Source organism: Pelagibacterium halotolerans (assembly GCF_044811015.1).
Taxonomy (GTDB): domain Bacteria; phylum Pseudomonadota; class Alphaproteobacteria; order Rhizobiales; family Devosiaceae; genus Pelagibacterium; species Pelagibacterium halotolerans_A.
Genome location: NZ_CP085243.1, coordinates 1,498,211 through 1,523,358, shown reverse-complemented (window position 1 = coordinate 1,523,358; position 25,148 = coordinate 1,498,211). Strand labels below are relative to the sequence as shown.

The window sequence follows — 25,148 nt, the reverse complement described above, 5'->3', positions numbered from 1 at the left end:
GTTTTATGCGCCAGCCGTTTTCCCGCCTTCTGATCGCGATTGCCGTCATGGTCGTGACGCTGGCCGGTTGGGCAGGGCAGGCTGCGGCGTTCGAAGTGATTTCGGTGCCCGAGGGCATCAATGCGCTCAACGTTGCCGCCGGTGTCGACATTCTCGATGGCGACGACGGGCATGTTCAGCTGAGCACCGCTCCGGGCGCCGACGGCATCATTCGCCGCATTGAGGTTGTCGCGGTGGATTCCGAAGGCGACCCGAACTTCGCCGCCTTCGCCTTGCGCAACGAGGGCGATGCACAGATCGAAAGGCTGCTTGTCGCGCCTTTTTTCCGATTGCCCGGATCGGGTGTCTTTCTGCCGGACCTTGGCGGCGCGCGGATTACCGCGCTGACCCCCTCGCAGGGTCTGCGCCCCAAGCGTGTGCCGGACCGCGAAGCGGATGTCTACGAAATCGTTCTCGATCCCGGAGCGACGGTGACGCTCGTTGCCGAACTCGCCGGCGAGGATTTGCCCGAGCTCTATCTGTGGGAACCTGACGCCTACCGGACGTACATCAACTCATTCACGCTCTTTCGCGGCACGGTATTGGGTATTTCGTCACTCGCGGCGGTGTTCTTGACCATAATGTTCGTGGTCAAGGGCAGGGGCGTATTTCCGGCGACGGCCGCGCTCGCGTGGGCTGTTCTGGCCTATCTCCTTGTCGATTTCGGTATTCTGGGCCAATTGCTCGGGACTGGAAACCAGGCCATCCAGACCTGGCGCGCTGCCGCCGAGGCCGGTCTCGCAATTACGCTATTCGCGTTCTTGTTCATTTATCTGAACCTCCACCGATGGCACATCCGGTTCACCCACCTTGCGCTCGGGCTCTCGGCCATCTTCCTCGCGCTTTTGGGGTATTCGTTCATCGATCCGGTCATCGCCGCAGGCATCGCCCGGACCTCCCTGGCACTGATCGGCCTTTTGGGCCTGTTCCTCATCGCGCTTCTCTCGATACGAGGTTACGACCGCGCGATCCTGCTCGTCCCGACCTGGGTCATCTATCTCGCATGGCTTGCCTATGCCTGGATGGTGGTTACGGGGCAGGTCTCCAACGACATCGCACAATCCGCCGTTTCCGGCGGGTTGGTGCTCATCGTCATGCTTCTGGGTTTCACGGCAATCCAGCATGCGTTTTCCGACGGGCAGGTTTCGATTGGTGCGCTGTCGGAAGTTGAGCGCCGTGCGCTGGCGCTGACCGGATCGGGCGATTTCGTCTTCGACTGGAACATCGACCGCGACCGCGTCAATGTCTCCGACGAGCTCGCCACGCGGCTGGGCGAGCGCAAGGGCGCGCTGCGCGGAGCGATCAAGCGCTGGCTCGACCGCATTCACCCCGACGACCGCGACCGCTTCCGCACGGCGCTCGATACGCTGGTCGAACTCAAGCGCGGCAAGGTCAATTCCGATATCCGTGTTGCCGGGTTCGACGGCAATTACCGGACCTTCAAGATGCGGGTGAAACCGGTTCTGGGAAGCGATAGCCAGGTGATCCGTATCGTGGGCACGCTCCAGGACGTCACGGATGAGCGCGCCGCCTGCGAGCGGCTTCTGCACGACGCCGTGCACGACAGCCTCACCGGACTGCCCAATCGCCAACTGTTTCTCGACCGGCTCGAACGCGCGCTGATGCGCTCGCGCGAGTTCGACGAGGTCAAACCGGCGGTTTTCCTGATCGACATCGACAAGTTCACAGATATCGACGAGCGCATTGGCCACATGGCCGCCGACTCTGTCGTCCTCGGCGTCTCCCGCCGCCTCTCGCGGCTCCTGCGCCCGCTCGATACGCTCGCGCGGATCGGCGGCGACCAGTTCGCCGTGATTCTGCTCTCCGAACAATCCGCCAGCCAGATCGCCGACGTCGCCGAGCAATTGCGCAAGGCGCTGCGGACACCTTTCAACTTCGGCGATCGCAATCTCTCGCTCACAGCCTCGATCGGCATCACGATCTACGACAACCGTCCGGTCTCCGCCGAGGATGTGCTGCGTGACGCTGAACTGGCCATGCACTATGCCAAGCGCCATGGTGGGGACCGTATCGAGGCTTTCCGTGCCGCGACGCGCTCGATTGCGATTTACGCGCAAGCCATGGAGGACGATCTCGAGCAGGCTCTCGACAATGGCGATCTGCAACTCCTCTACCAGCCCATCGTCGACATCCATACCGAGGCTGTCGTCGGTGCCGAGGCGTTGATGCGTTGGAACCATCCCGAGCGCGGGGCGGTGAGCCCGAACGCCTTCATCCCGCTCGCAGAACGCACCGGTCAGATCGAAAAACTCGGTCGCCTCGCCTTCGAGCAAGCCGCCGCACAGACACAGACTTGGGTGAACGAACTCGACTTGGGCGAGCGCTTCTTCGTTTCGGTCAACCTCTCCGCGGGACAGATGACCAGCGAAAGCCTTCTTGGGGACATTCGCGCGCTCATGCGTGAATATCGCGGCGTCGCCAACCATATGAAGCTCGAGGTGACCGAGAGCCAGCTCATGAGCAATCCCGAGCACGCGGTCTATATGCTCAAAGCCTTTAAGGACCTTGGGCTGGGTCTGGCGCTCGATGATTTCGGCACGGGGTATTCGTCCCTCGCCTATCTCCACCGGTTCCCCTTCGACACGCTCAAGCTGCCCGCGACCTTCGTGCAGATCCATGACGACGCTGGCATGTCGCACACGCAGGTACCGATTATCTCTTCGGTCGTGGCGCTCGCGCGCGATCTCGATATCGCGCTTATCGCCGAAGGGGTTGAAAGCATGGAAGAGGCCGAACGGCTCAAGTCCCTCAACTGCCGCTACGCCCAGGGCTACGTCTATGGCGCGGCGATGCCTGCCGAAGAGCTACGGCGCAAGCTGAACGGCAAGGGATAGCGCTAATTCGGCAGGCTGCTACCCTGTTGCGGGCTGAGTGTCGCGCGCGTGACGCCGATTTTCTTGAGCGCCGCATCGTAGCGCTTGTCGAGTGGAACGGTGAACAACAGCTCGTCGGAAAATTCCATCGTCAGCCAGCCATTCTGCTTGAGCTCGGCCTCGAGCTGGCCCGCACCCCAGCCGCAATAGCCCAATGCCAGAAGGCTCTGCTCGGGGCCCTGGCCCTGCGCAATCGCCCGCAAAACGTCGAGGGTTGCGGTCAGGCATACATTGTCGTCGACGATATAGGAATTGCCGTCGCGGAAGTAATCGGCGGTATGGAGGACGAACCCGCGGCTCGAATCCACCGGCCCGCCGCGCAGGACGTCTTTGTCGAGCAAACTGTCCGAGACGCGGATTTCTTCGTCATCCGTGCCCAGGTCGACCTCGTCGAGAATATCGGAAAAGTGCATATCGGGTAGAGCCTGGTTGACGACGAGTCCCATTGCCCCGTCTTCGCCATGCGCAACGACATAGACCAGCGCCCCGGCAAAGCGTTCATCGGCCATGTCGGGCGTAGCAATGAGGAACTGACCTTTGAGCGTATCCATCATGCCCTTCTCTTTCTGCCCGCCGCACCTCCAAGTTTACAGCCAACGAGATCCAAACACAAAGAGTCTAACGATCACGAACCCCTGATCGTTTCGTGCTTGGCGGATGTTTCGCGCCGGGCTATCAAATCCGCCATGAGATTGTTGCTTTTTGCTTTTGCTCTTTTTGCGATGACCAATGCCTCGTACGCAGGGGAAACCGAATGGCAATCGGTTGGTGAGAATTCGCGCCTGCGCCTCGTCTTCTCCGACGTTCGCGAAGGCGACGGCAGCACATGGGCAGCGGTCGAAATCGACATGCCGCCCCGCACCAAGACCTACTGGCGCGTACCGGGAGAAACCGGCATTCCTCTGACGCTGGATATCTCGGGTTCGCAAGGCATAAACGCACTGGACGTGGTCTGGCCGTTCCCCGTCCGCGAGACCGATGGCGGCTATCTCGACTACGTTTATTACGGCCATGTGGTTCTGCCGATAAAGCTTCAAACCACGGGCGACGCGCCGGTTCTTGAAGCTGAAGCGACGCTTGGGATCTGCTCGCATATCTGTGTCCCTGTCGTTGTCAGCTTCACTCACCAGCTCGCGTTCGATGCTGCCGACACCGGTCACAGCCTGCGCATCCGCCAGGCGCTCGCGGAAACACCGCTTCCGTGGGACGGGAATACCGATCCTTTCGGCGACGCGTGTTTCGATTCCGAAACCTCCCAACTTGCCGTCGAACTTCTGGATTCTGGCTTTCCCTACGAAACCACGATCGCCGACATTGCCGGGGAAACGACGCCTTTGGGACCGGGGCAGCTGAGCGCGGATGGGAGCCAACTGCTCTTTCCCGTCTTTGCGAATGGCCAACATCCTGACCTGGTGGGCAAGAGTGCAACGCTGACTTTTATGACCCAGGACGGGCCCTACGAAGTTACCCGGGAAGTCGGCAGACTCTGAGATCCAATTTCCGCCGGAACGCTCGACGTCGCCCGACAACTGCAATATGAAGGGCCGGCAGAACATACGTATAAGGACGAATAATATGGCGATTGCACCCGGTCAGCCGATTCCAGCTGTTCCCGTCAAGCATGTCACCAAGGCAGGCGTTGCTGACGCCAGCGCGGCGGAAATTCTCGGGGGTGGTACAGTCATAATGTTTACGGTGCCCGGTGCATTCACACCCACCTGCCACGTCGATCATCTGCCAGGTTACCTGCTCACAGCGGACGACTTCAAGGCTGCCGGTGTCGACAAAATCGTCTGCGCTACGGCCAACGACCACCACGTGGTGCGCGCCTGGGCCGAAGCTACCGATGCTTTGGACAAGGTCGAGTTTATCGCCGACGGCCTGGCCGAATTCGCCAAGGCCATCGGGCTCGACCGCGATCTGTCGGCGGGCGGGCTGGGGACAAGGTTCGGTCGCCATGCGCTCATCATCGTCGACGGCGTGGTCAAGACGGTGAATACCGAAGCCGCCCCCGGCGAGGTGGTTGAGTCCGGCGCTCCCGTTATGCTCGACGCCGTCAAGGCACTCTGAAAAACCGCGAAAGGAGCACCGGCCATGACGTTGACTTTCATCCCACGCATCCTGACCCCGGTCCTCGCGCTGGCACTTGCCGGGTGCTCCATGGGCTCGATGTTTGGTGGAGGCGATCCGGCATTGTCGAGCGTCACTCCCAGCCAGAGTCAGATCGATTCCGCCGTCGCCGGGGCTATGCCGGCGATCGCCACGGAATGCCCCGAAATCAAGGTGCGCGACGGCGCGGGCTCCTACCGCGTGACTTCCGGCAACGCTGTGCGCTACCAGGCGGTCATCGACAGGATTTCGCGCAACTGTGTCGTCTCGAACGGGCAGATCACGGTGAGCATGGGTGCGGTCGGTCGCGTCATTCCCGGTCCGGCATTCAACCAGTCATCCGTCAACGTGCCGCTTCGCTTCGTCGTTGTGCGCGACGGCATGGCGGTTTTTTCCGAGCTTTACAGCATTCCCGTCACGGTCTCGGCGAATGCAGCCAACGAATTCGCCTACACGGCTGAAAATGTTGCCGTACCCTATGTCGGCGGCGAGGACATCACGTTCTGGGTGGGATTCGACAACTAGCCTTGTAAAAACCGTCCCGGCGTATGCTGTTCCGCGCCGGGGCAATTGACTTGTGGCCGGCTTTCTTTAAAGGTCGGTCCCAGGCAGCGGGAGAGTCCTCGACTTCAAAGATCGAGGCGCCGAAGGAGCAACCGCCCCGGAAACTCTCAGGCACAAGGGACCGCTGCCCGCCGTAGAACTCTGGAAAGCGGAAGCGCTATCGCTTCCCACCGAAGGGCGTAGCCGGGATGTGATGCAGACAAGCATCCCGGGAAATCTCTCAGGTTGACCGACAGAGGGGGCACCGCGCAGGATACAACTTCGTGTCGGCACGGTGCGTCTTGCAACCAGGGAGATCGGCATGGCCGAAGCGCTGACCGGCGAAGTCAATAAAACACCGCTCTATGATAAGCACGTCGCCGCCGGCGGCCGCATGGTCGAATTCGGCGGCTATATGCTGCCTGTCCAATACCCCGACGGCATTGTCGCCGAGCATAACCACACGCGCAATTCGGCGTCGCTGTTCGACGTCTCACATATGGGCCAGATCGTCCTCGTCGCGCACGATCACGCGGCGGCGGTCAAGGCGCTCGAAACCGTCACGCCCGCCGATCTCGCCTCTCTCGCGCCAGGCGAGATGCGTTACACGGTTCTGCTCAATCGAGATGGCGGCATCGAGGACGATCTGATCATCACCCGCCCCGTTGCAGGGCAGGCCGAAGACGGGGTGATGCTTATGGTCGTGAACGCGGCCCGCAAGCATCATGATCTGCGCTACATGCAGGAAACATTGGAAGGCGCGGCGCGTATTGAGATGCGGCCCGACCTCGCGCTCATAGCGTTGCAAGGCCCGCTGGCTGCCGAAGTCCTCGGCCAACACACGGATATCGTCGAAAAGCTCGGCTTCATGCAGGCTGCGCCTACCACGATTGGCGGTATTGAAGCGGTCGTGTCCCGGTCCGGCTATACCGGCGAGGACGGGTTCGAGCTTTCCATCGGCCACGCGGATGCCGAAGCGCTCTTTGATCTGTTGGTCTCCGACGCGCGGGTGAAGCCTGCCGGGCTTGGCGCCCGCGATAGCCTGCGGCTTGAGGCGGGTCTTTGTCTTTATGGTCACGACATGGACGATCGGACCGATCCGGTCTCGGCGAGCCTCGTCTTCGCCATCGGCAAGAATCGCCGCACTGAAGGTGGTTTCTTTGGCGCTGAGGCGATTCTCAAGAAGATCGCCGAGGGCACCGAGAACAAGCGCGTCGGCATCAAATTCGAAGGTCGTCAGCCCGTGCGCGAGGGCGCGGACTTGGTCGATGTGCATGGCAATGTTATCGGCAAAGTGACTTCCGGCACGTTCGGCCCAACCATCCAGGCGCCGATCGCCATGGGCTATATGCCCACCGATGCTTCCAGCGTTGGCAGTCCGGTCACCGCGTTGGTGCGCGGCAAGCCCATTTCCGGCGCCGTCGTCAAAATGCCGTTCGTTCAGAACCACTACGTGCGCAAACCATAATCGAGGGAACCTCACCATGACCACCCGCTACACCGAAGATCACGAATACGTCCGTGTCGAGGGCAAGACCGGCACTATCGGGATTTCAAACTACGCTCAGGAACAGCTCGGCGATATCGTCTTCGTCGAGCTGCCCGCCGTTGGTACAAGCCTCAAGAAGGGCGACGAGGCTGCCGTCGTTGAATCGGTCAAAGCCGCATCGGAAATCTATGCCCCCGTTTCGGGCACCGTGACCGAAGTTAACGAGGCGCTGGGCGACGAACCCGGGCTCATCAATTCCGACCCCGCCAATGGCGGCTGGATTTTCAAAATTGCACTCTCCGACGAATCCGAACTCGAAGGCCTCATGGACGAGGCCGCCTACGCCGATCACACCGCTTAAGCAAAGGCTGTAAATTGCGCTATCTGCCCCATTCCGCGGCCGACAGGGCCGACATGCTCGCCGCCATTGGCGCGGCCGGGATCGAGGATCTTTTTGCCGCCGTGCCCAAATCGGTGCTCGGCACGTTCGCGCCCGATCTGCCCGACCACCAGCCCGAATTCGCTGTCGAAGCGCATATGCGCGCTCTGGCGAAACAGAATCGCTCCGGTGCCGACGGGCCGTTCTTCGTTGGGGCAGGGGCTTACCGGCACCATGTTCCAGCGACGGTCGATCACCTGATCCAGCGCTCGGAATGGCTCACCGCCTATACCCCCTACCAGCCGGAAATCTCGCAGGGCACCTTGCAGATGCTTTTCGAGTTCCAGACCCAGGTCGCGCACCTCACGGGCATGGATATCGCCAATGCGTCCATGTACGACGGCTCGACCGCGACTGCCGAGGCCGTGCTGATGGCGCGCCGGATCACGAAGAAGAGCAAGGTGTTCCTTTCGGGCGGTCTGCATCCTCAATATCGGGATACCGTCGTCACCTATCTTTCGGGTGAAGAGGGTCTTGAGTGCCTGTCTGCGTCGCCTGAAGGGCAGGGCGATATCGTCGACCACATCGATGAAGACACCGCGGCCATTGTGATCCAAACCCCCGATTTTTATGGGCACCTGCGCGATGTTTCCGCGCTCGCCAACGCTGCGCACGAAAAAGGCGCGCTGCTGATCGTTGTCGTCACGGAGATCGTCTCGCTGGGGCTCCTCGAAGCGCCCGGCGCACTTGGCGCGGATATCGTCGTGGCCGAGGGGCAGTCCATCGGCAATCCGCTCACCTTCGGCGGGCCTTATGTCGGTCTCATGGCCTGCCGCGAGAAATTCGTCCGGCAGATGCCGGGCCGGCTTTGCGGGGAAACCGTCGATGCGGACGGCAAGCGCGGCTTCGTTCTGACACTCTCGACCCGCGAGCAGCACATCCGCCGCGAAAAGGCGACCTCCAACATCTGCACCAATTCGGGGCTCTGCGCGCTCTCCTTCTCGATCCATCTGTCGCTGCTGGGCGAAGTCGGGCTCTCCCGGCTCGCGCGCCTCAACCACGCCCGCGCCGTGGCGCTGGCCGATGCGCTGTCCGCCGTGCCGGGCGTCGAGGTGCTCAACAAGACCTTCTTCAATGAGATGACCATCCGGCTGGCCAGGCCCGCCGCGCCGGTCGTCGAAGCACTCGCGGCCAAGGGTATTCTCGCGGGTGTTCCCGTATCGCGGCTGGAGCCGGGCAAGCCCGAGGTCGAAAACCTCATCGTCCTTGCCGCCACAGAACTGACAACGGACGACGACATCGCCGCGCTTTGTGTCGCCCTTAAGGGAGAACTGGCATGAGCATGAACACGCAAGGCCGTCCCTCCGCCCCGGTCACCGCGCCCGGTCCCCTCCCCACTGGTACGGCCGCGCTGCTCCCCGCTGAACCGTTGCTGTTCGAAATCGGCGACCGCGATCATTCCGGCGTTGACCTGCCGGATATCGAGGTGTCCGACGACCGCCTCGGCGGGCTCCGCCGCAAGACGCCGCTCGACCTGCCCGGGCTCACCGAACCCGAGGCGATGCGGCATTATGTACGCCTTTCGCGCCAGAACTACGCAATCGATTCGGGTATCTATCCGCTGGGCTCGTGCACCATGAAGCACAACCCGCGATTGAACGAGAAAATCGCGCGATTGCCCGGCTTTGCCGACGTCCACCCGCTTCAGCCGGTCTCCACTGTCCAGGGCGCGCTCGGCGTCATCGAACAGCTCAGCCATTGGCTGATGGAGTTGACCAACACGACCGCCGTCGCCATGTCCCCCAAGGCCGGCGCGCATGGCGAATTGTGCGGCATGATGGCCATCAAGGCCGCGCACGAAGCCAAAGGGCAGGGGCACCGCAAGATCGTGCTCGTGCCTGAAAGCGCCCACGGCACCAACCCGGCAACCGCCGCATTCCTTGGCTACACGGTCAAGTCAATCGACGCCAATGAACACGGAACGGTCGACGTCGAGGCGGTCAAGGCCGCGCTCTCGGAGGATGTCGCCGCGATCATGCTCACCAATCCCAACACCTGCGGGTTATTCGAGCCACAGGTGATCGAGATTGCCCGCGCGGTTCACGAAGCCGGCGCGTATTTCTACTGCGACGGCGCCAATTTCAACGCCATCATGGGCGTTGTGCGTCCGGGTGACCTGGGGATCGATGCAATGCACATCAACCTCCACAAGACGTTCTCGACGCCCCATGGCGGCGGCGGTCCGGGCGCCGGGCCGGTGGTTCTCTCCGCTGCGCTCGCACCGTTTGCCCCCGTTCCCTTTGTGCGGCACAAGGGCGATGCGCTCGAGCTCGTCGAACATACCGAGGGCCAGCACTTCGGGCGTCTGACCGCCTTCCACGGACAGATGGGCATGTTCGTGCGCGCGCTCACCTACATGCTCAGCCACGGCGCCGACGGGCTGGCGCAGGCTGCACGCGACGCGGTGTTGAACGCCAACTACATCAAGGCCCGTCTCTCGGACCTTTTTTCAGCGCCCTACAATCATCAACCGGTGATGCACGAGGTGCTCTTCGACGACACGTTCTTGAAGGGCACGGACGTCTCCACTCTCGACTTCGCCAAGGCGATGATCGATGAGGGCGTGCACCCGATGACGATGTATTTCCCCCTCGTCGTCCATGGCGCCATGCTGATCGAGCCAACCGAGTCCGAATCGCTGCAGACGCTCGATGCGTTCATCGCCATGATGCGCGATCTCGCCCAGGACGCAAAAATAGGCAACGCTGCACGGTTTGCCGCCGCCCCCGTCCGCGCTCCGCTGCGCCGGTTGGACGAAACCCGCGCAGCGCGCCAGCCGCGGCTCAAATGGAGCCTGTCCGAAGCAGCTCAATAGCGCTGCGTCAATGCCTCGCCATATTTGGGTGGGGCAAACTTGTCATTGATTGCGTTCGATATCTCAATAAACTCGCCCGGCATCTGGAGCGCCATCAGCGAAAGTGGGGTGCACTTTCGCGGGTCGATGGCGCGACCAACAGGATTATAGAGCGCCTTGCACTTCGCAAGGTTCTCTTCGCGGAGGGCAAATATGTCGAACATGACCCCCCATGTGCTTGAGAACTTCCGGTTCCAGGCACAGGCCTGCCGAAGTTTGGGCTCCCCTTTCACCGCGCAGCTTTGCGAGCTTTTCGCTGACCATCTCGATGCGTCGTCGCGTTTTGGGGCGCGGATCATCAACTGGCCCGAATCGGTGAAGGACGACGCATTGGCGCTGCGTGCCGTCGGTGCGCTGCACAGCCTGGTGCGTTCGGGCAAGGCGCGCGAACTGGCGTCGCTCTATCCACCGCTCGAGACCAAACCCGACGTGCTCTGGGAAGCCATCGCTGCCGCGATCTACAGGCATGACGATGTGTTGCACGACTTTCTCGACAGCCCTCCACAAACCAATGAGGTCATGCGCTCATCGGCCATCCTGGGGATGATGCTGAACGTTGCCGAACGGTTCGATATGCCACTGGCGATCTACGAGATCGGCGCCAGCGCCGGCATCAATCTCGCCTTCGACAGCTTCCATTACGTCCTCGGCGACGACCGCGAATGGGGCTCGCCCGAAGCGCTCGTGCATATTGAAAGTGAGTGGCGCGGCAATGCCCCCGACCTTGAAACCAAGCTCGAAATCAAAAGCCGCGCTGGCTGTGACCGCAACCCGCTCGATCCCGGCGATCCCGAGGAGGTCGAGCATCTTCTAGCCTATATTTGGGCGGATCAGCACGAGCGTATAGGCCGGATATCTGCCGCGCTCGAAGCCGCTGCCAGCACATCTCTGCGTGTCGAAAAGGCCGACGCCGCCGACTGGGTTGACCGCATGCTCGCCACCCCTGCCGAACCCGGTATCGTGCGAGTCTTTTTTCATACGATCGTCTGGCAATACCTGCCGCTTGATACGCGCCTACACATCGCAAAAGCCTTCGAAGCCGCCGGTGCACAAGCTACCGACGAAACTCCACTTGTTTGGATGTATATGGAAACCGAAGATCACCCAGGCGGTGCAGTGCTTAAACAAACCGTCTGGCCGGGCGGTGAAAAGCAAACGCTGGGGCTCGCGGACTATCACGGTCGCTGGGTGGACTGGGCGTAGCAGTGACCGCGACAAGCCTCCAAAACAAAACGGGCCCCTGTGGGCCCGTTTCAAATTCAACGCTTCGGCAACGCCTCAATTCAGCTTGGCACCGACATCCTTGATCGATTGATCGACAAGGTCGCTGCCCTGTTCCTTGACCTGATCGATGAGCAGAACACGGGCCGCTTCCACCGCAACGTCGGCGGAGCGGGCGCGCACTTCGGCGAGCGCTTGCGCCTCGGCTTGTGCAATCTTGTCTTCAACTGCTTTCGTGCGGCGCGCGACAAGCTCTTCGAGCGCGGTCTGGGCTTCGGATGTCATCCGCTCGGCATCTTCCCTAGCGGCGGCGACGATCTCATCGGCTTCGTTTTCGGCAGCCTTGCGCTTGCGCTCGTATTCGGCGAGTAGCGCCTGAGCGTCCTCGCGAAGCTTTTTCGCCTCCTCGAGGTCCTCCTCGATCTTCCGGATGCGGCTGTCGAGTTGCCCGGCGATCATACCCGGAACCTTGAGGTAGATGATGACCGCGAAGAACAGGATGAGCGCGATGAAGGCCCAGAAAGTATTATCGAATTCCATCGAGCTACTCCTTGGTCACTTTGGCAACAGCATCGCGCGCGGCCTTGACGGGAACCTTGCCCACGAGCTGGGCAACGAGCGCCTGCGCCGTCTCCGCAGCGATAGCATCTACATGTCCTAGCGCCTCAGCCTTGGTCTCGGCAATACGGGCCTCGGCCGAAGACATCTTCTTGCCCAGGTCGGCTTCGACCTTGGCGCGCTTGGCGTCGAGATCGGCCTTGATCTCCGCACGCGTCTTTTCCGCGATCTCGTGCGCCTTGGATCGAGCATCCGAAAGTGCCTCTTCATAAGAGGCAATTGCCTGGTCGGTCTTCTGGCGCAGCCGGTCGGCTTCCGCCAGATCGCCCTCGATACGGTCGCGCCGCACTTCGAGGATTTCGCCGATCCGCGGCAGGGCAATCCGGCTCATGATGAAATAGAGCGCGGCAAAGCTGATCGCGAGCCAAAGAATTTGCGAGGGGAATGTCGAGGTATCGAACGGCGGGAAGATATCCGTATGCTCGCCGCCATGCGCTTCGGTCCCCTCGATCAGGTGTCCCTCGGGTTGGGAATGATCGCCACCGACCTCGTCGAACTGGATCTGGTCCTCGGCAGGAACGTGCAGTTCCCCTTCGGTGCCGTCGGCCTGGGCAATGAGAATGCGTGCCATATCTTTGTCACTCGCCGGTGCGTATTTCCGGATGGGATCCGGACAAGAACCGGCAGCCAAGGGTCAAGCCCCGGCTGCCGAAACCGTTTCTAAGTTCGCTTGAAAGGTCGATTAGACGGCGAACAGCAGCAGGAGGGCAACGAGGAACGAGAAGATGCCCAGAGCTTCGGTCACAGCGAAGCCGAAGATGAGGTTGCCGGTCTGCGAAGGCGCAGCCGACGGGTTGCGCAGGGCGCCGGAGAGGAAGTTGCCGAAGATGTTGGACACACCGATGGCAGCACCCGCCATACCGAAACAGGCCAAACCGGCACCGATGAACTTTGCGGCTTCAGCTTCCATTTTTAGATCCTTTCAAAGCCTTGGAACGTTGATTTTCGTTTTAGGAGATCAATGCGACGGATGGATCGCATCGTTGAGGTACATGGAGGTCAGGACGGCAAAGACATAAGCCTGAACTGCGGCCACCATGAATTCGAGAGCTGTGAGCGCAACGCCCATCAAAAGCGGAAGGGCTGCACCCAGTATGCCCAAAAAGCCCAGCGAGCCCATTGTGACAACAAAGCCGGTGAACACCTTGAGCGTGATGTGGCCGGCCAGCATGTTGCCGAACAGTCGCACCGAAAGAGAGATCGGACGCGAGAGGAAGGAAATGACCTCGATCGGCGTCACGAGAAAAAGAAGGTAGCCCGGGACACCCGCGGGCACAAAAAGCTTCAGGAATTTCGGCCCGTTCCGGATGAAACCGTAAGCCACCACGACGGTCATGACCGTCATCGCCATGGCGAAGGTGACGATGATGTGGCTCGTGATGGTGAAGAAGTAGGGTACCATGCCCAGCATGTTACCGACGAAAATGAAGATGAAGATCGAGAAGACGAACGGGAAAAACCGCATCCCCTCGGTGCCCGCGCTACTTCGCACCATACTGGCGACGAATTCGTACATCAGCTCGCTGGTCAGCTGCCAGCGGGTCGGTACAAGACCGCGGCCCCGGGTCGAAAGGATAAGGTAAGCCGCGACGATGCCGGTTGTGAGCACCATAAAGAACGCGGAATTGGTAAAGGCGAGCGAAATGCCCGAACCTTCGGCGGCGTCTCCGCCGATCGTTCCGAAGGTGAATATGTCCTGGATGACAAATTGGTGAATCGGATCGTTCGCCAAGGTCGTTTCGCCCCTGTCCTGCCCGTCGGGTCTAGTCTTCTGCGTCCGGTTTCCCGGCCGCGCTCTTCGCATTCAGTTCCGCCACTACACGAGTGACGTTCAAAACACCAGCGGCAAAGCCCAACATGAACATGATGAGCAATGCCCAAGGCGAGGTCCCCGCAAGCTGGTCGATCAGGTAGCCTAGCCCTGAACCCACCAGAATGGCCGCAACAAATTCGGCACCGATCCGCAAACCGCGAGCCAGTCCCGTCATGTCGTCCTGCCGGCTGCCATTCTGCGCCTCGGTCTGAGCGCGCCTGGCGGCCTGGGCCTTGGCGATGCGCGCAGCCAGATCGGAAGTCTCCGAAGGGTGCGCGCCCGTTTTGGGCTCATGTCCGTCAGGGGTGTTATTGGAATTGGTCACGCGACTTACCTGCCCACTCCACCCCCGCCGGACACCCGGCAAGAGGGTGCCTCGAAAAGTCGCGCGCACCATAGTGTTGGCTTTGGGGGAAGTCAAGGCGATGTGATGGCTTAAAAATGAAGTTAAATCAATGGGTTGGAAGCTTAGTGGTAGGGTGCGGCATTGCGTCAATGCGCCAAATTGTGGTTGGACGATGGCAGGGGCGAAGATTCTCACGCAGGCGGGCCGGACAAAAAAAGCCCCCGGTAGGTTGCCGGGGGCCAGAATGCCTGACTGATTGGAGGTCGAAATCAGGCAGAAAGCTTGTCCATCGTCGCCCGCACCTGGGCCCTTAACGCATCGATGGGCCGCAATTGGCCCTCATCCTCATAGTGCCAGAAGGTCCAGCCGTTACAGGCATCGAACCCCTGCACCAGCGCGCCGACCCTATGGATCGAACCACTATGGGCGTCGCTCATAAGCGAACCGTCCACGCGTACCGTGGCAGTATAACGCCGTTTTGCGTCGAACAGTTGCGTCCCAGGGGTCACTAGTCCTTGTTCGACGAGCGCCCCGAACGCAACGCGCGGCTCCGCGCGTTTTGGCGTTATCGTGGCAATAGCAGCCTTTTCGTGCGGTTTTATGGCCGCAATGCGCTTCAAAGCGGCATTGATATAGGCATTTTCGCGTTCGATGCCGATGAAATGCCGCCCCAGCTTTTTGGCGACCGCGCCGGTGGTGCCCGTGCCGAAGAAGGGGTCGAGTACCACGTGCCCCGGCTTCGTCGTTGCGAGCATTATGCGATAAAGCAGCGCTTCGGGCTTCTGGGTGGGGTGTACCTTCTCGTCGTTATCGTCCTTCAAGCGCTCGGCGCCCGTGCAGATGGGAAACAGCCAGTCCGAACGCATCTGCGTGTCGTCATTGGCAAGCTTGAGCGCCTCGTAATTGAAGACCGGCCGGCTCTTCTTGTCGCGCGACGCCCAGATGAGCGTCTCATGCGCATTGGTAAACCGCGTGCCGCGGAAGTTCGGCATCGGGTTGGCCTTGCGCCACACGATGTCGTTGAGCATCCAGAATCCCAGATCCTGCAGCGCCGTGCCGAGGCGGAAGATATTGTGGTACGAGCCGATGACCCAGATCGCCCCATCTGGCTTCAAAATCCGCCGCGCGGCGGTGAGCCAGGCGCGGGTGAACGCGTCGTAGGTTGCGAAGCTTTCGAACTTGTCCCAGTCGTCGTCGACGGCATCCACACGGCTCTGATCGGGTCGCGTCAAGCCCTCTTCGAGCTGGAGATTGTAGGGCGGGTCCGCGAAGATCAGATCGACCGAATTGGCGGGCAGGGCCTCCATATGCGCGATGCAATCGCCGACGAGGATCGTATCGAGGGGAAGAGACTCGCGGCCGGAAAGGCCGTCCTGCGGGCGCATAAGCGCCGCCGCACCGGTACGCAACATAACAGTAACCCTAACGCAAAACTAACGGTCCTGTTTGTACCCCGTTAGGGTTAAACCGGGCCTAAGGTTTAGGGTTAACATAGGGTTAGCTACGCGGGCCCAGAACGATCACGGCAGCTCCCACCAGCGCCAGCGCAGCGCCGACAAGGTCCCAGCGGTCGGGCACGCGCGATTCGATCAGCCAGAGCCAGGCGAGCGAAGCAGCGATATAAACCCCGCCATAGGAGGCATAGGCCCGGCCTGCATAATCCGCCGGGATCAGCGTCAGAAGATAGGCGAAGGCAAACAGCATCACGCCGCCGGGAATGAGCCAAAGCGCCGACTGTCCGTTGCGCAACCAGGCCCAAACGGCAAAGCTGCCGGCGATTTCGGCGACGGCGGCACCCAGATAAACCAGGGCGAGCGTCGGCAGATGGGTCATCCTCGCGTCCTTTCATTCCCGAGCATTAGAGCGTTTCCAGCAAAAGTGGATACCACTTTTGCGGTTCGGACCCGAAGGGCCGCACAAGCGAAACGCGACAAAACAAAGACTTAAAGCTCCTGTTTTGATTCCATCAAAACAGGAAATGCTTTTGTCCGGACCGGCCCTTAAATAGCGCGCTGTGCGCTTTGATCGCTTCTCCGTAACGGACGAGGTCCGGTTCGCTATCGCCCACAAAGCATGGGGGGACACTGTATCCGGCTCCTGCTCTAACGAGGTCGAGCAGTGTGCGCGGCGCATCGGCCCGGGCGGCGCCGGTCAGCCGCCGTGCCGCGCGACTTCGAGAAAGAGCCGCAGATCATCCCCGCTTTCGTTTTTCATGGATGAAAGGCCCCTTTCACCCGCCGGTCTACATTGGTCCGGACAGGCCCTTTATGTGAGGTGCTCCGAACAAAGGAGCATTCTCATGTATGACTGGATTGCACTGTATGTGCATGCTGGCCGCATGCAAAGACGCCGCTCGCGCGATCGCTTCGCGGATCCGCTGCAGGCGCCGGAATGGCAGGGGCTATTGTGGATGATCCTCTGGCAAAAGCATTGGTGCGAATGGCGCGAGCGCCGGTCTGCGTCGGCGGAGCAGGAAGAATGCCTCGAAGATGCGGTGGTGTCGCGCGATTGAGGCGGCTATCGCCGCGCCGCCATCACGGGCGCGAAGCTCTGCCGGTGCAGTTCGGTCGGGCCGTGTGCAACAAGCGCTTGGAGATGCGCGGCCGTGCCATAGCCCTTGTGCCGGGCGAAATCGAAATGCGGATGGCCGCAATCCATGATCGGGCACATCGAATCCCGGACCACCTTGGCGACGATCGAAGCTGCCGCGATGGATAGGCTTCTGCCATCCCCGCCGATGACATGCTCGCCCGGACAGGAAAGAGCTTCGGGGATGTCGCGTCCATCGACGAGTGCTAGATCCGGTTTCGTCCGCAGGGCATCGAGCGCTCCGCACATTGCCCAAAGCGTCGCGCCGCGGATGTTGAGCCGGTCGACGACAGTGGCTGGAGCCGCGCAGAACCCGACATCCGCGTTCGCGATGATCGCGGCAAAGATTGCCGATCGCCTGGCTTCGGTCAGTTTTTTGGAATCGTTGAGACCGTCGGGGATGCGGTCCGGGTCGAGAACGACAGCGGCGGCGACGACCGGGCCAGCCAAGGGGCCACGTCCCGCCTCGTCTATGCCCGCGATGCATTTGAAACCGCGCTCAAGTGCCGCTTTTTCGAGCGCATAGCTGGGAGCATCGGGAACTGACGAATCGGATTTGACCATGACGGCCAAACTGCCCCAACGGCGCGCCGAGGAAAAGCCCGACAGATCGACCCGTCCGACCCGAAGGGCTGCGCAAGCGAATTTTCGGATGGGCTCTCAGTCGATCATCCGTTCGACCCATTGCGCTCGCCATTCCGGGGCTTCGAAGGCTTCCGGCCAGTATTCGGTGAGCCGGCTGATCTTGTCGTCGGCACATTCGAAGAACGATAGCGCAACGGTCTCGACCGATCCGTCGCTGACGAGCGTTTCGCTGGCCGCCTGCCGGCCCGAGCCGATCAGGCGGTGGACGGTGAAGGTCCACGGGCCACTGGCGGGGTAGTTCTCGTTGAGCGCGACGAAATTGTCGAGTGTTGAGATCACCTCGCCCGATTGCGGCCAGACAATCTCGAAATCCGGTGCGAAAAGCTCGCCCGCCAAGGCCCACCGGTTGGTATTCATCCGGCGCCAGTATTCGGATGCCAATACCGCTCCGTCAGTCACAGCTGCCTCCACCCTGGCTCAAAATCGGCCTGCTGAGCCTATCAGAAGAGGCTCAACTGCGCATCGTCCTTTTGCGGGTGAACGAACAGATCGGTCCGCAGCGGCACGCTGTCATGCTCGAGCCCGTAGCGCGCGCAAGCCTTGTCGAAGCGCTGCTGCATCATCACCGCATAAGGCCCCTCGCCGGAGAATCGCGAGCCGAAGCGCGGATCGTTTTCTGTCCCGCCGCGCATGTCGCGCACGAGGTTCATCACGTGCTTGACCTTGTCGGGGTAGTTCGAAAGCAGCCATTCGCGAAAAATGTCGCGCACCTCCCCAGGCAAGCGCAACACGATCATCGACGCAAGACTCGCGCCCTGCGCCCTGCCCGCATCGAGAATGCGTTCGAGCTCGTGGTCGTTGACCGCCGGGATCATCGGGGACGCCATGATCCGCGTTGGAATGCCGGCTTCCGAGAGCAGCCGCAGCGCTTCGAGCCGCCGCGAGGGCGTCGAGGCACGCGGCTCCATGAAGCGCGAGAGCTTGTGGTCCATCGAAGTGACGGACAAACCCACCGTCACCAGCCCGTGCTTGTTGAGCTTGGTAAGCAAATCCAGATCGCGCACGATGAGTGCGGACTTCGTCGTGATCATCACCGGATGCCGCGCGTCGAGCAGCACCTTGAGGATGCCGCGCATAAGCTTGTATTTGCGCTCGAGCGGCTGGTACGGATCGGTATTTGTACCGATCGCGATCGGCTTGGGCTTGTAGCGCGAGTTGGCGAGTTCGGCGCGCAGCAATTCGGCGGCGTTGACCTTGATATAGATGTCGCGCTCGAAATCGACCCCCGCCGAATGCCCGAGATAGGCATGGCTGGGCCGCGCGTAGCAGTAGGAGCAGCCGTGCTCGCACCCGCGATAGGGGTTGATCGAGCGGTCGAAACCAATGTCGGGCGAGACGTTTCGGGTGATGATCGATTTGGCGCGCTCGATATGCTCACGCGTCTCGAAAGTCTCCTCGTGGTCGGCCTCCCAGCCGTCCTCGACGAATTCACGCCGCAGCCGCTCGAACCGCCCGCTCTCGTTCGAACGCGCGCCGCGCCCTCTCAGTGCGTCGCTCTCGACGATTGGCCGGCTTAAAAGATCGACATCCCGCGTGCCGAACAGCCGCGCCCGTGCTTCGTTTATGTGCCCCGATGCCGCAACCTGCGCCATATCCGGTCTCCGTCCATTTCGCGAGGAACAAGGCGAATCACGCCTTGTCCGTTCCCGTTAACTTTAGCGAAACGAACGGAACATAACAAGAACATTTGCCGGAGTGCGATAACTCACTCATTGAGTCGCGGCATCACCTCGATGAAGTTGCACGGCATGTGCCGGCTATTGAACTGATGCCGTAGGATGGCCTCCCAGGCATCGCGGCATGCGCCGCGCGAGCCGGGCAGACAGAAAACGAAGGTATGCCCGATCAGCCCCGCGGTCGCCCGCGACTGGATCGTGGAGGTGCCAACCTTGGTTGCCGAATACTGGTGGAAGAGCACGGAGAACCCTTCCATCCGTTTATCGAACATGGGCTCAACGGCCTCGGGGGTGACGTCGCGGCCGGAAAAGCCCGTGCCGCCGGTCGTGACGACCACGTCGATGTCCGAAGCATCGATCCACGCTTTGACCTGGCCGGCAATCGCCTCGCGGTCGTCCTTCACCACCTTGCGGTCGAAACACCGGTGTCCGTCGGCCTCGATCAGCTCCTTGAGGAGCGCGCCCGAGGTGTCGGTCTCCAACGTCCGCGTATCGCTCACCGCGAGGATGGCGAAAGTCACGGGCACGAAGGCGATGCTGTCGTCGGTCTTATAGGGAAACATGGCTGGCCCCGATTATCCTGGTTGCGCCTGTGGTGTCTCTTCCTGCTCTTCATCGTCGTCAGGCAAAACGATGTCCTCAGGGTCGGAACGCGGGTCGAGGGCAGCGGTTTCCGAGGTTACGATATGGTCGGCCGGAACGACCTGATAAGGTGCCCGTTCCTCGGCAGGCGCTGCGTCGCGCGCTTGCATGCGCCAATAGGCGGCACCGGCGAGGGTTCCGTGAAAGATGATGCCTACGGCAAACAGGGCAACGGGTCCCAAGATGCTCATGACGACCGACGACGCGATCGGCCCGAGCATCGATCCCGTTCCGAAGATCAGCAACATGCCGGAAGCAACCTTCGAAAAGTCCCCGTCGAGCGCGAAGTCGTTCGCATGTGCAACGGCAATTCCGTAGATCGAGTAGGCCGCGAGCCCATAGACGGCAAACAGAGCATAGAGCATGAGGTTCTCGCCGGGATTGATCGTAATCATCGCAATCCCCGCCGCGGCACCGACAATCGACGTGCCCATGATAACTTTGCGGCGGTCAATCCTGTCTGAAAGCCGACCCAGTGGAATTTGCGACAGAGCTCCGGCGACGATGGCGAGGCTCATGATATAGGCGATCGTTGCGGTCGAAAATCCGCTTTCGATGCCATAGACGGGGGCCAGCGTCCCAAATGAGCCGTTCGTCATGCCGACCGCGAAGGCTGCCAGAACCGCGATAGGGGACGTCCTGATCAAATAGCGTATGTCCAGAGTGGCCGATTGCAGCGGCAAAGGTTGCGGCGTGCGCGTCACGGCCGTGGGCAGCACCGCAGCGGTATAGGCGAGCGCGGCGAGAACGAAGGGGATAAACCCGGCCACACCGGTCACCGAGATCGCCATCTGGCCGGCGGTCGAAGCGAACAGCGTCACCGAGATATAGATCGAAAAGGTCGTGCCCCGGCTTTCGTTGTCCGACACCTCGTTGAGCCAGCTTTCCACCACCATCGCCGCTCCGGCAAAGCAGAAGCCGGAAAAGATACGCAGGAATATCCACGCCCAATCATTGATGACGAGCAGGTTCAGCAGGATTGTCATCGACGCGACAGCGGCCATCACGGCATAGGCGCGAATGTGCCCGACCGCCTTGACGAGCTTGGGTACCGCAATCGACCCTGCGATGAACCCGATCGACCAGCCCGTGCCGATGAGACCCAGCGCAAGGAGCGAGAATCCCTCCTCCTCACCGCGCACAGGGAGAATCAGCCCGTGCATCCCGCCCGCGAACATCAACAGCGCCGAACTGAATAAAAGGGCGGAAATCTTGACGACTTGCGACATGCCAAGGCCTTGGATGGAATAGGAATTCGCGGTGATGGTAGCTGCTCCGAACGTGGCTGCCTACCCGTACGAAGCACAAGGACGATAGGCAGGGAGAAATGACATAACGATGGCGTTGTCCTTCACCGATGCGAACGAAAAGACCGTCTAGACCCTTGACCGAAACGGCCGCGCCAGCAACTAATATTTTAGCCTTGCTTCTGCATTCATGTCGGCCTAAGCCGCCCACCCTTGGAAATATTCCGTGCCCGATATTCAACCTGCATCCCCTAAGCCCACTGCCAAACGCTGGGCGGTAAAAAGCAGCGTCATGCTGGGGATCGCGCTTAAAGTCGCTTCGGTCTTCGTCTTTGTCGGCATGAGCGCGATCATCAAATCCGCGGAAGGCGTGCCGGTCGGCCAACTTGTCTTCTTCCGCTCAGCCTTCGCGCTCATGCCCGTAATGATTTTTCTCGGCGTCAGGCGCGAATTGATCGACGGGTTCAAGACCACGAGGCTTGCGGGGCACATCCTGCGCGGCGTCATGGGCACATCGGGCATGTTCCTCATCTTTTTCGGATTGACGCGGCTACCCCTGCCCGAAGCGACGACGATCCATTACGCGACGCCGCTCTTCGTCGTCATTTTCTCGGCGGTCTTTCTGCACGAAAAGATCAGGGCCTTCCGCTGGACAGCGGTGCTGGTCGGGCTCGTGGGCGTCGTGATCATCATGTGGCCGCGCTTGACGGTTTTTTCCGGTGGCACCGAGGCGATGGGTCCCGAAACGCTCGGCGCTCTTTCAGCCTTCACCGCATGCGCTGTCGCCGCATCGGCGCAGCTCATGGTCCGCACGCTCGTCAAGACCGAACGTAGCGCGACGGTGGTGATCTATTTCTCCATCGTGAGTGCCGCGATCGGGCTCATGACCATCCCTTTCGGCTGGGTGCCGCTGGGACCTGCCGAATTCGCCATCCTCGTCGGCGCGGGGATCGCCGGAGGGCTCGGGCAAATTCTTTTGACCGAGAGCTACAGGCACGCCGAAATCTCGACCATCGCGCCCTTCGAGTATTCCTCGATGGTGCTCTCGATCCTCGTCGGGCTCATCGTCTTCGGGGAAATCCCGACGCCTGAAATGCTCGTGGGCGGGACGATCGTGGTGCTGGCCGGGATTTTCATCATCTACCGCGAGCATATGCTGGGGATCGACCGGACGAAATCGCGGAAGGTTTCGAGCCCAGCTTAGACGCGGGATTTATGGGATAAATTACGGCGTTCGGAGGTTCGTTTTCCCTTCTCTCTCAACGGGAGAAGTGAAAGCGGGGCTCACCGGCATTCATCAGGGCGACATCATCCACCCAATTCCCCCTGGATTGCCAACAAATCCTGCCACGCAAGCTTTTTCGCCGCCGGCTGGCGCAGGAGGTACGCCGGATGCAGCGTCGCGACAGCGCGCATGGTGTGGCCATTGATCGTCAAATCCCGCCATTGGCCCCGGAGCCGCGTGATCCCGGTATTGGTCTCGAACAGCGTCGAGGCCGAGGCGCCGCCCAGCGCGACCAGGACCTTGGGGGCGACGAGCTCGATCTGGCGGTACAAAAACGGCAGACACACGGCGACTTCGGACGGGGCAGGGGTGCGGTTGCCCGGCGGACGCCAGGGGACGGTGTTGGCGATATAGACTTTCGTGCGGTCCAGCCCGATCGCGGCGAGCATCCTATCGAGCAATTGCCCCGAGCGGCCCACGAAGGGTTTGCCTTGCAGGTCCTCGTCGCGGCCCGGCGCTTCGCCCACGAGCATGATGTCGGCGTCCGGATTGCCGTCGGCGAAGACGAGGTTGGTGGCGCGGAGTTTGAGCCCGCAGCCTTCGAAGGCCGCGAGGGTTTCGCGCAGGTCGTCGAGGGTTTGTGCCTTGGCGGCGAGGGCACGGGCGGTTTCCGGATCGGCGTCCGATGTGGAAGCGGCAGGCGCGGCGGGCGGTTGGCTCGCCGGGGCCTGCTGAGATGCCCGTTGCGGCGGTGCGGCACGTTGGGTTTTCGCTGGCGCGATGGCTGAAAGCGCGAACCGGTCCACCGGGTCTTCCCGCACCGCGATATCCACTCCTACGGCGCGGTACCAGTCCAGCGCCGCGAGGATTTCGTCGCGATTGAGGTCTCGATTTGCCATTCTCTACCCTGTATGCAAGACGCTTATTGCATATCGGCGCGTAGGGGGCATACCCCTTTTGCAAGCAAGTACGGACGGCCTCACATGAGTGATTCCCTCGAGCGCGAGACAATGGAAACCGATGTCGTGATCGTCGGCGCAGGTCCTTCGGGCCTCGCCGCGGCCATCGCGCTCAAGCAGCAATCCCCCGACCTCGAAGTCATCGTGGTGGAAAAGTCCGCCGAGGTGGGCGGGCATATCATTTCCGGCGCGGTGATGGACCCGGCCGGGCTCGACGAACTGATCCCGGACTGGCGCGAAAAAGGGGCGCCGGTGGGGCCGGAAGTGACCGAAGACCATTTCGTCTACTTGACGGAAACCAAGGCCTATACCTTCCCCGACGCCCTCATTCCGCCGATCATGCGGACGAAGGGCGGGATCATCACCTCGCTGGGCAATCTGTGTCGCTGGCTGGCCGAGCAGGCCGAAGCGCTTGGGGTGGACGTTTTCCCCGGCACCGCGGCGATGGATCTGATTTTCGGCAAGGACGGCGAAATTCTCGGTATCATCACCGGCGACCTGGGGGTGGCGCGCGACGGCAGCCATAAGTCCACCTTCGCAGCGGGGATCGAGCTGCGCGCGAAGTATACGCTGATCGGCGAGGGCGCGCGCGGCTCGCTCGCCAAGCGGCTGATCCGCAATTTCCATCTGGATGAAGGCCGCGCACCGCAGAAATACGGGCTGGGGATCAAGGAAATATGGGAGATCGATCCGGCCAAGCATAGCCCGGGCAAGGTGTCCCACTATATGGGCTACCCGTTGGGCAACGCGACCTCGGGCGGCGGGTTCTGCTATCACGCGGAGGGAAACAAGATCTATCTGGGGCTCGTGCCGCATCTGGACTACGAGAACCCGACCTTCTCGCCCTTCGGCGAATTCCAGCGATTCAAGCTGCATCCTGAAATCCGGGAGTTGCTCGAAGGCGCGACGATGATCTCCTACGGTGCGCGCGCGATCACCTCGGGCGGCTGGCAGGCGATCCCCAAGCTCGCTTTTCCCGGCGGTGCGCTGATCGGATGTTCGGCGGGTTTCATGAATGTTCCCCGGCTCAAGGCGATCCACAACGCCATCCGTTCGGGCAAGGCCGCGGCTATCGAAATCGCCGCCGCCATCGGCGCCGGGCGGTCCAATGACGAGATCGAAACGCTCGACGAGGCAGTGCTTTCGAGCGGCATCCGCGACGATCTCTATCCCATCCGCTCGGTCAAGCCGCTCTGGTCACGCTTCGGGCTGTATGTGGGGGTTGCCCTGGCGGGTTTCGACATGTGGGTATCGAGCCTCATAAAACAGTCGCCGTTCGGCGGGATGGTGTCGCACAAGCCCGATTTCGCGCGGCTAAAGCCGATTTCAAAGGTCAAGCCGCTGACCTATCCCAAACCCGACGGAAAGATCACCTTCGCGCGCAACGAAGCGGTCTATCACGCCAACATCGCCCATGATGAGGATCAGCCCGTGCACTTGCGGCTGACCGATCCGGCGGTGCCGGTCGAGGACAACCTGCCCCTTTATGGCGAACCCGCGCCACTTTATTGCCCGGCGGGCGTTTACGAGATGACCGAGGAAAACGGCGAGCCAGTCTTTCGCATCCACGCGCAGAACTGCGTGCACTGCAAGACCTGCGATATCAAGGACCCGGCTCAAAACATCACCTGGGTGCCGCCCGAAGGTGGCAGCGGACCGAATTACTCGGGGATGTGACGGGTGCGTGAATGCGCCGGGCTTGCGGGCGGTTCGCGAATGGTAAAGACTTTGCTGCCTAGGATCGTCTCAAATTCGACATGCTTGGCCTGTTTGGGTATCGCTGGAGCGTGTCCAGAAAAA

General features: G+C 61.3%; 27 protein-coding genes and 1 riboswitch. Of the genes, 12 read left to right on the top strand and 15 right to left on the bottom strand.

What is annotated here, in order from left to right; all coding sequences use genetic code 11:
- The first annotated feature begins 5 nt into the window (after window positions 1-5).
- Window positions 6-2,894, top strand: coding sequence for an EAL domain-containing protein (locus tag LG281_RS07545; protein ID WP_404405922.1), 2,889 nt, complete (start codon window positions 6-8; stop codon window positions 2,892-2,894).
- Window positions 2,895-2,896: 2 nt separating this feature from the next.
- On the opposite strand, the gene LG281_RS07540 is transcribed toward LG281_RS07545, so the two are convergent.
- Window positions 2,897-3,487 carry a YqgE/AlgH family protein gene (locus tag LG281_RS07540; protein WP_404405920.1) on the bottom strand — a complete coding sequence of 197 codons (591 nt, stop codon included), beginning with the start codon at window positions 3,485-3,487 and terminating at the stop codon, window positions 2,897-2,899.
- A 168-nt stretch (window positions 3,488-3,655) separates the two neighbouring features.
- Here LG281_RS07540 and LG281_RS07535 point away from each other — a divergent pair, with 168 nt between their 5' ends.
- From LG281_RS07535 to gcvPB, 7 genes are all read left to right on the top strand, one after another.
- The gene (locus tag LG281_RS07535; RefSeq protein ID WP_404405918.1) at window positions 3,656-4,423 is read left to right on the top strand and encodes a protein-disulfide reductase DsbD domain-containing protein; all 768 of its coding nucleotides are present in this window, start codon (window positions 3,656-3,658) and stop codon (window positions 4,421-4,423) included.
- An 85-nt stretch (window positions 4,424-4,508) separates the two neighbouring features.
- Window positions 4,509-5,003 carry a peroxiredoxin gene (locus LG281_RS07530; RefSeq protein ID WP_404405916.1) on the top strand — a complete coding sequence of 165 codons (495 nt, stop codon included), beginning with the start codon at window positions 4,509-4,511 and terminating at the stop codon, window positions 5,001-5,003.
- 24 nt (window positions 5,004-5,027) lie between these two features.
- The gene (locus tag LG281_RS07525) at window positions 5,028-5,567 is read left to right on the top strand and encodes a hypothetical protein (protein ID WP_404405914.1); all 540 of its coding nucleotides are present in this window, start codon (window positions 5,028-5,030) and stop codon (window positions 5,565-5,567) included.
- A gap of 77 nt (window positions 5,568-5,644) precedes the next feature.
- Window positions 5,645-5,740: riboswitch (glycine riboswitch) on the top strand.
- Between the two features lie 167 nt (window positions 5,741-5,907).
- On the top strand, window positions 5,908-7,053 hold the full coding sequence (gene gcvT, locus LG281_RS07520; protein WP_404405912.1) for a glycine cleavage system aminomethyltransferase GcvT: 1,146 nt from the start codon (window positions 5,908-5,910) through the stop codon (window positions 7,051-7,053).
- A 16-nt stretch (window positions 7,054-7,069) separates the two neighbouring features.
- A complete protein-coding gene (gene gcvH / locus LG281_RS07515; RefSeq protein ID WP_404405910.1) occupies window positions 7,070-7,435 on the top strand; it encodes a glycine cleavage system protein GcvH in 366 nt (121 codons plus the stop codon).
- 14 nt (window positions 7,436-7,449) lie between these two features.
- Window positions 7,450-8,793 (top strand): aminomethyl-transferring glycine dehydrogenase subunit GcvPA, encoded by a 1,344-nt coding sequence (gcvPA, locus tag LG281_RS07510; protein ID WP_404405908.1) that lies wholly within the window; start codon window positions 7,450-7,452, stop codon window positions 8,791-8,793.
- Window positions 8,790-10,328 (top strand): aminomethyl-transferring glycine dehydrogenase subunit GcvPB, encoded by a 1,539-nt coding sequence (gcvPB, locus tag LG281_RS07505; protein ID WP_404405906.1) that lies wholly within the window; start codon window positions 8,790-8,792, stop codon window positions 10,326-10,328. The genes gcvPA and gcvPB overlap by 4 nt, the downstream gene beginning before the upstream one ends.
- Here gcvPB and LG281_RS07500 read toward each other — a convergent pair.
- Window positions 10,322-10,531 carry a hypothetical protein gene (locus LG281_RS07500; RefSeq protein ID WP_404405904.1) on the bottom strand — a complete coding sequence of 70 codons (210 nt, stop codon included), beginning with the start codon at window positions 10,529-10,531 and terminating at the stop codon, window positions 10,322-10,324. The two genes, gcvPB and LG281_RS07500, sit on opposite strands and share 7 nt — an antisense overlap.
- Between LG281_RS07500 and LG281_RS07495 the strand changes: the two genes are divergently transcribed.
- Complete coding sequence (locus tag LG281_RS07495; RefSeq protein ID WP_404405902.1) at window positions 10,521-11,570, top strand: DUF2332 domain-containing protein; 1,050 nt, start codon at window positions 10,521-10,523, stop codon at window positions 11,568-11,570. The genes LG281_RS07500 and LG281_RS07495 overlap by 11 nt on opposite strands.
- Window positions 11,571-11,645: 75 nt before the next feature.
- On the opposite strand, the gene LG281_RS07490 is transcribed toward LG281_RS07495, so the two are convergent.
- The 7 genes from LG281_RS07490 to LG281_RS07460 form a co-directional block, all read right to left on the bottom strand.
- Window positions 11,646-12,128: an ATP F0F1 synthase subunit B gene (locus tag LG281_RS07490; protein ID WP_404405900.1), complete on the bottom strand. Its 483-nt coding sequence runs from the start codon at window positions 12,126-12,128 to the stop codon at window positions 11,646-11,648.
- A 4-nt stretch (window positions 12,129-12,132) separates the two neighbouring features.
- Window positions 12,133-12,777, bottom strand: a complete 645-nt coding sequence (locus LG281_RS07485) for a F0F1 ATP synthase subunit B (RefSeq protein WP_404405898.1) — start codon at window positions 12,775-12,777, stop codon at window positions 12,133-12,135.
- Window positions 12,778-12,888: 111 nt separating this feature from the next.
- Window positions 12,889-13,116, bottom strand: coding sequence for a F0F1 ATP synthase subunit C (locus LG281_RS07480; RefSeq protein ID WP_404405896.1), 228 nt, complete (start codon window positions 13,114-13,116; stop codon window positions 12,889-12,891).
- A 48-nt stretch (window positions 13,117-13,164) separates the two neighbouring features.
- On the bottom strand, window positions 13,165-13,938 hold the full coding sequence (locus LG281_RS07475; RefSeq protein WP_404405894.1) for a F0F1 ATP synthase subunit A: 774 nt from the start codon (window positions 13,936-13,938) through the stop codon (window positions 13,165-13,167).
- A 31-nt stretch (window positions 13,939-13,969) separates the two neighbouring features.
- The gene (locus tag LG281_RS07470) at window positions 13,970-14,344 is read right to left on the bottom strand and encodes an AtpZ/AtpI family protein (protein ID WP_404405892.1); all 375 of its coding nucleotides are present in this window, start codon (window positions 14,342-14,344) and stop codon (window positions 13,970-13,972) included.
- 290 nt (window positions 14,345-14,634) lie between these two features.
- A complete protein-coding gene (locus tag LG281_RS07465; RefSeq protein WP_404406661.1) occupies window positions 14,635-15,750 on the bottom strand; it encodes a site-specific DNA-methyltransferase in 1,116 nt (371 codons plus the stop codon).
- Window positions 15,751-15,862: 112 nt separating this feature from the next.
- On the bottom strand, window positions 15,863-16,198 hold the full coding sequence (locus LG281_RS07460) for a YnfA family protein (protein ID WP_404405890.1): 336 nt from the start codon (window positions 16,196-16,198) through the stop codon (window positions 15,863-15,865).
- A 466-nt stretch (window positions 16,199-16,664) separates the two neighbouring features.
- On the opposite strand from LG281_RS07460, the gene LG281_RS07455 reads away from it, so the two are divergent.
- Complete coding sequence (locus tag LG281_RS07455) at window positions 16,665-16,877, top strand: hypothetical protein (RefSeq protein ID WP_404405888.1); 213 nt, start codon at window positions 16,665-16,667, stop codon at window positions 16,875-16,877.
- 5 nt (window positions 16,878-16,882) lie between these two features.
- Here the strand turns inward: LG281_RS07455 and LG281_RS07450 are convergent, their stop codons facing one another.
- From LG281_RS07450 to LG281_RS07430, 5 genes are all read right to left on the bottom strand, one after another.
- Complete coding sequence (locus LG281_RS07450; RefSeq protein ID WP_404405886.1) at window positions 16,883-17,518, bottom strand: ribonuclease HII; 636 nt, start codon at window positions 17,516-17,518, stop codon at window positions 16,883-16,885.
- Between the two features lie 96 nt (window positions 17,519-17,614).
- Window positions 17,615-17,998: a nuclear transport factor 2 family protein gene (locus tag LG281_RS07445; protein ID WP_404405884.1), complete on the bottom strand. Its 384-nt coding sequence runs from the start codon at window positions 17,996-17,998 to the stop codon at window positions 17,615-17,617.
- A 41-nt stretch (window positions 17,999-18,039) separates the two neighbouring features.
- Complete coding sequence (locus LG281_RS07440; RefSeq protein WP_404405882.1) at window positions 18,040-19,191, bottom strand: PA0069 family radical SAM protein; 1,152 nt, start codon at window positions 19,189-19,191, stop codon at window positions 18,040-18,042.
- A gap of 113 nt (window positions 19,192-19,304) precedes the next feature.
- Window positions 19,305-19,838, bottom strand: a complete 534-nt coding sequence (moaB, locus tag LG281_RS07435) for a molybdenum cofactor biosynthesis protein B (protein WP_404405880.1) — start codon at window positions 19,836-19,838, stop codon at window positions 19,305-19,307.
- A gap of 12 nt (window positions 19,839-19,850) precedes the next feature.
- Entirely contained in the window at window positions 19,851-21,146 is a 1,296-nt protein-coding gene (locus tag LG281_RS07430) for an MFS transporter (RefSeq protein ID WP_404405878.1), read from the bottom strand.
- A 310-nt stretch (window positions 21,147-21,456) separates the two neighbouring features.
- Between LG281_RS07430 and LG281_RS07425 the strand changes: the two genes are divergently transcribed.
- Window positions 21,457-22,368, top strand: a complete 912-nt coding sequence (locus LG281_RS07425; RefSeq protein WP_404406659.1) for a DMT family transporter — start codon at window positions 21,457-21,459, stop codon at window positions 22,366-22,368.
- 104 nt (window positions 22,369-22,472) lie between these two features.
- Here LG281_RS07425 and LG281_RS07420 read toward each other — a convergent pair whose 3' ends face one another.
- Window positions 22,473-23,288 carry a uracil-DNA glycosylase family protein gene (locus LG281_RS07420; RefSeq protein WP_404405876.1) on the bottom strand — a complete coding sequence of 272 codons (816 nt, stop codon included), beginning with the start codon at window positions 23,286-23,288 and terminating at the stop codon, window positions 22,473-22,475.
- An 84-nt stretch (window positions 23,289-23,372) separates the two neighbouring features.
- On the opposite strand from LG281_RS07420, the gene LG281_RS07415 reads away from it, so the two are divergent.
- Window positions 23,373-25,025, top strand: a complete 1,653-nt coding sequence (locus LG281_RS07415; protein ID WP_404405874.1) for a 4Fe-4S dicluster domain-containing protein — start codon at window positions 23,373-23,375, stop codon at window positions 25,023-25,025.
- Window positions 25,026-25,148: the final 123 nt, after the last annotated feature.

Coding starts and splice junctions, on each gene's coding strand:
- LG281_RS07485 (WP_404405898.1), bottom strand. CDS start 12,777: ATGGCACGCATTCTCATTGCCCAGGCCGACGGCACCGAAGGGGAACTG.
- LG281_RS07460 (WP_404405890.1), bottom strand. CDS start 16,198: ATGACCCATCTGCCGACGCTCGCCCTGGTTTATCTGGGTGCCGCCGTC.
- LG281_RS07420 (WP_404405876.1), bottom strand. CDS start 23,288: ATGGCAAATCGAGACCTCAATCGCGACGAAATCCTCGCGGCGCTGGAC.
- LG281_RS07455 (WP_404405888.1), top strand. CDS start 16,665: ATGTATGACTGGATTGCACTGTATGTGCATGCTGGCCGCATGCAAAGA.
- LG281_RS07500 (WP_404405904.1), bottom strand. CDS start 10,531: ATGTTCGACATATTTGCCCTCCGCGAAGAGAACCTTGCGAAGTGCAAG.
- LG281_RS07495 (WP_404405902.1), top strand. CDS start 10,521: ATGTCGAACATGACCCCCCATGTGCTTGAGAACTTCCGGTTCCAGGCA.
- gcvH (WP_404405910.1), top strand. CDS start 7,070: ATGACCACCCGCTACACCGAAGATCACGAATACGTCCGTGTCGAGGGC.
- LG281_RS07535 (WP_404405918.1), top strand. CDS start 3,656: ATGACCAATGCCTCGTACGCAGGGGAAACCGAATGGCAATCGGTTGGT.
- moaB (WP_404405880.1), bottom strand. CDS start 19,838: ATGTTTCCCTATAAGACCGACGACAGCATCGCCTTCGTGCCCGTGACT.
- LG281_RS07545 (WP_404405922.1), top strand. CDS start 6: ATGCGCCAGCCGTTTTCCCGCCTTCTGATCGCGATTGCCGTCATGGTC.
- LG281_RS07440 (WP_404405882.1), bottom strand. CDS start 19,191: ATGGCGCAGGTTGCGGCATCGGGGCACATAAACGAAGCACGGGCGCGG.
- LG281_RS07525 (WP_404405914.1), top strand. CDS start 5,028: ATGACGTTGACTTTCATCCCACGCATCCTGACCCCGGTCCTCGCGCTG.
- gcvPB (WP_404405906.1), top strand. CDS start 8,790: ATGAGCATGAACACGCAAGGCCGTCCCTCCGCCCCGGTCACCGCGCCC.
- LG281_RS07450 (WP_404405886.1), bottom strand. CDS start 17,518: ATGGTCAAATCCGATTCGTCAGTTCCCGATGCTCCCAGCTATGCGCTC.
- LG281_RS07540 (WP_404405920.1), bottom strand. CDS start 3,487: ATGATGGATACGCTCAAAGGTCAGTTCCTCATTGCTACGCCCGACATG.
- LG281_RS07465 (WP_404406661.1), bottom strand. CDS start 15,750: ATGCGCCCGCAGGACGGCCTTTCCGGCCGCGAGTCTCTTCCCCTCGAT.
- LG281_RS07490 (WP_404405900.1), bottom strand. CDS start 12,128: ATGGAATTCGATAATACTTTCTGGGCCTTCATCGCGCTCATCCTGTTC.
- LG281_RS07415 (WP_404405874.1), top strand. CDS start 23,373: ATGAGTGATTCCCTCGAGCGCGAGACAATGGAAACCGATGTCGTGATC.
- LG281_RS07425 (WP_404406659.1), top strand. CDS start 21,457: ATGCTGGGGATCGCGCTTAAAGTCGCTTCGGTCTTCGTCTTTGTCGGC.
- gcvT (WP_404405912.1), top strand. CDS start 5,908: ATGGCCGAAGCGCTGACCGGCGAAGTCAATAAAACACCGCTCTATGAT.
- LG281_RS07430 (WP_404405878.1), bottom strand. CDS start 21,146: ATGTCGCAAGTCGTCAAGATTTCCGCCCTTTTATTCAGTTCGGCGCTG.
- LG281_RS07530 (WP_404405916.1), top strand. CDS start 4,509: ATGGCGATTGCACCCGGTCAGCCGATTCCAGCTGTTCCCGTCAAGCAT.
- LG281_RS07480 (WP_404405896.1), bottom strand. CDS start 13,116: ATGGAAGCTGAAGCCGCAAAGTTCATCGGTGCCGGTTTGGCCTGTTTC.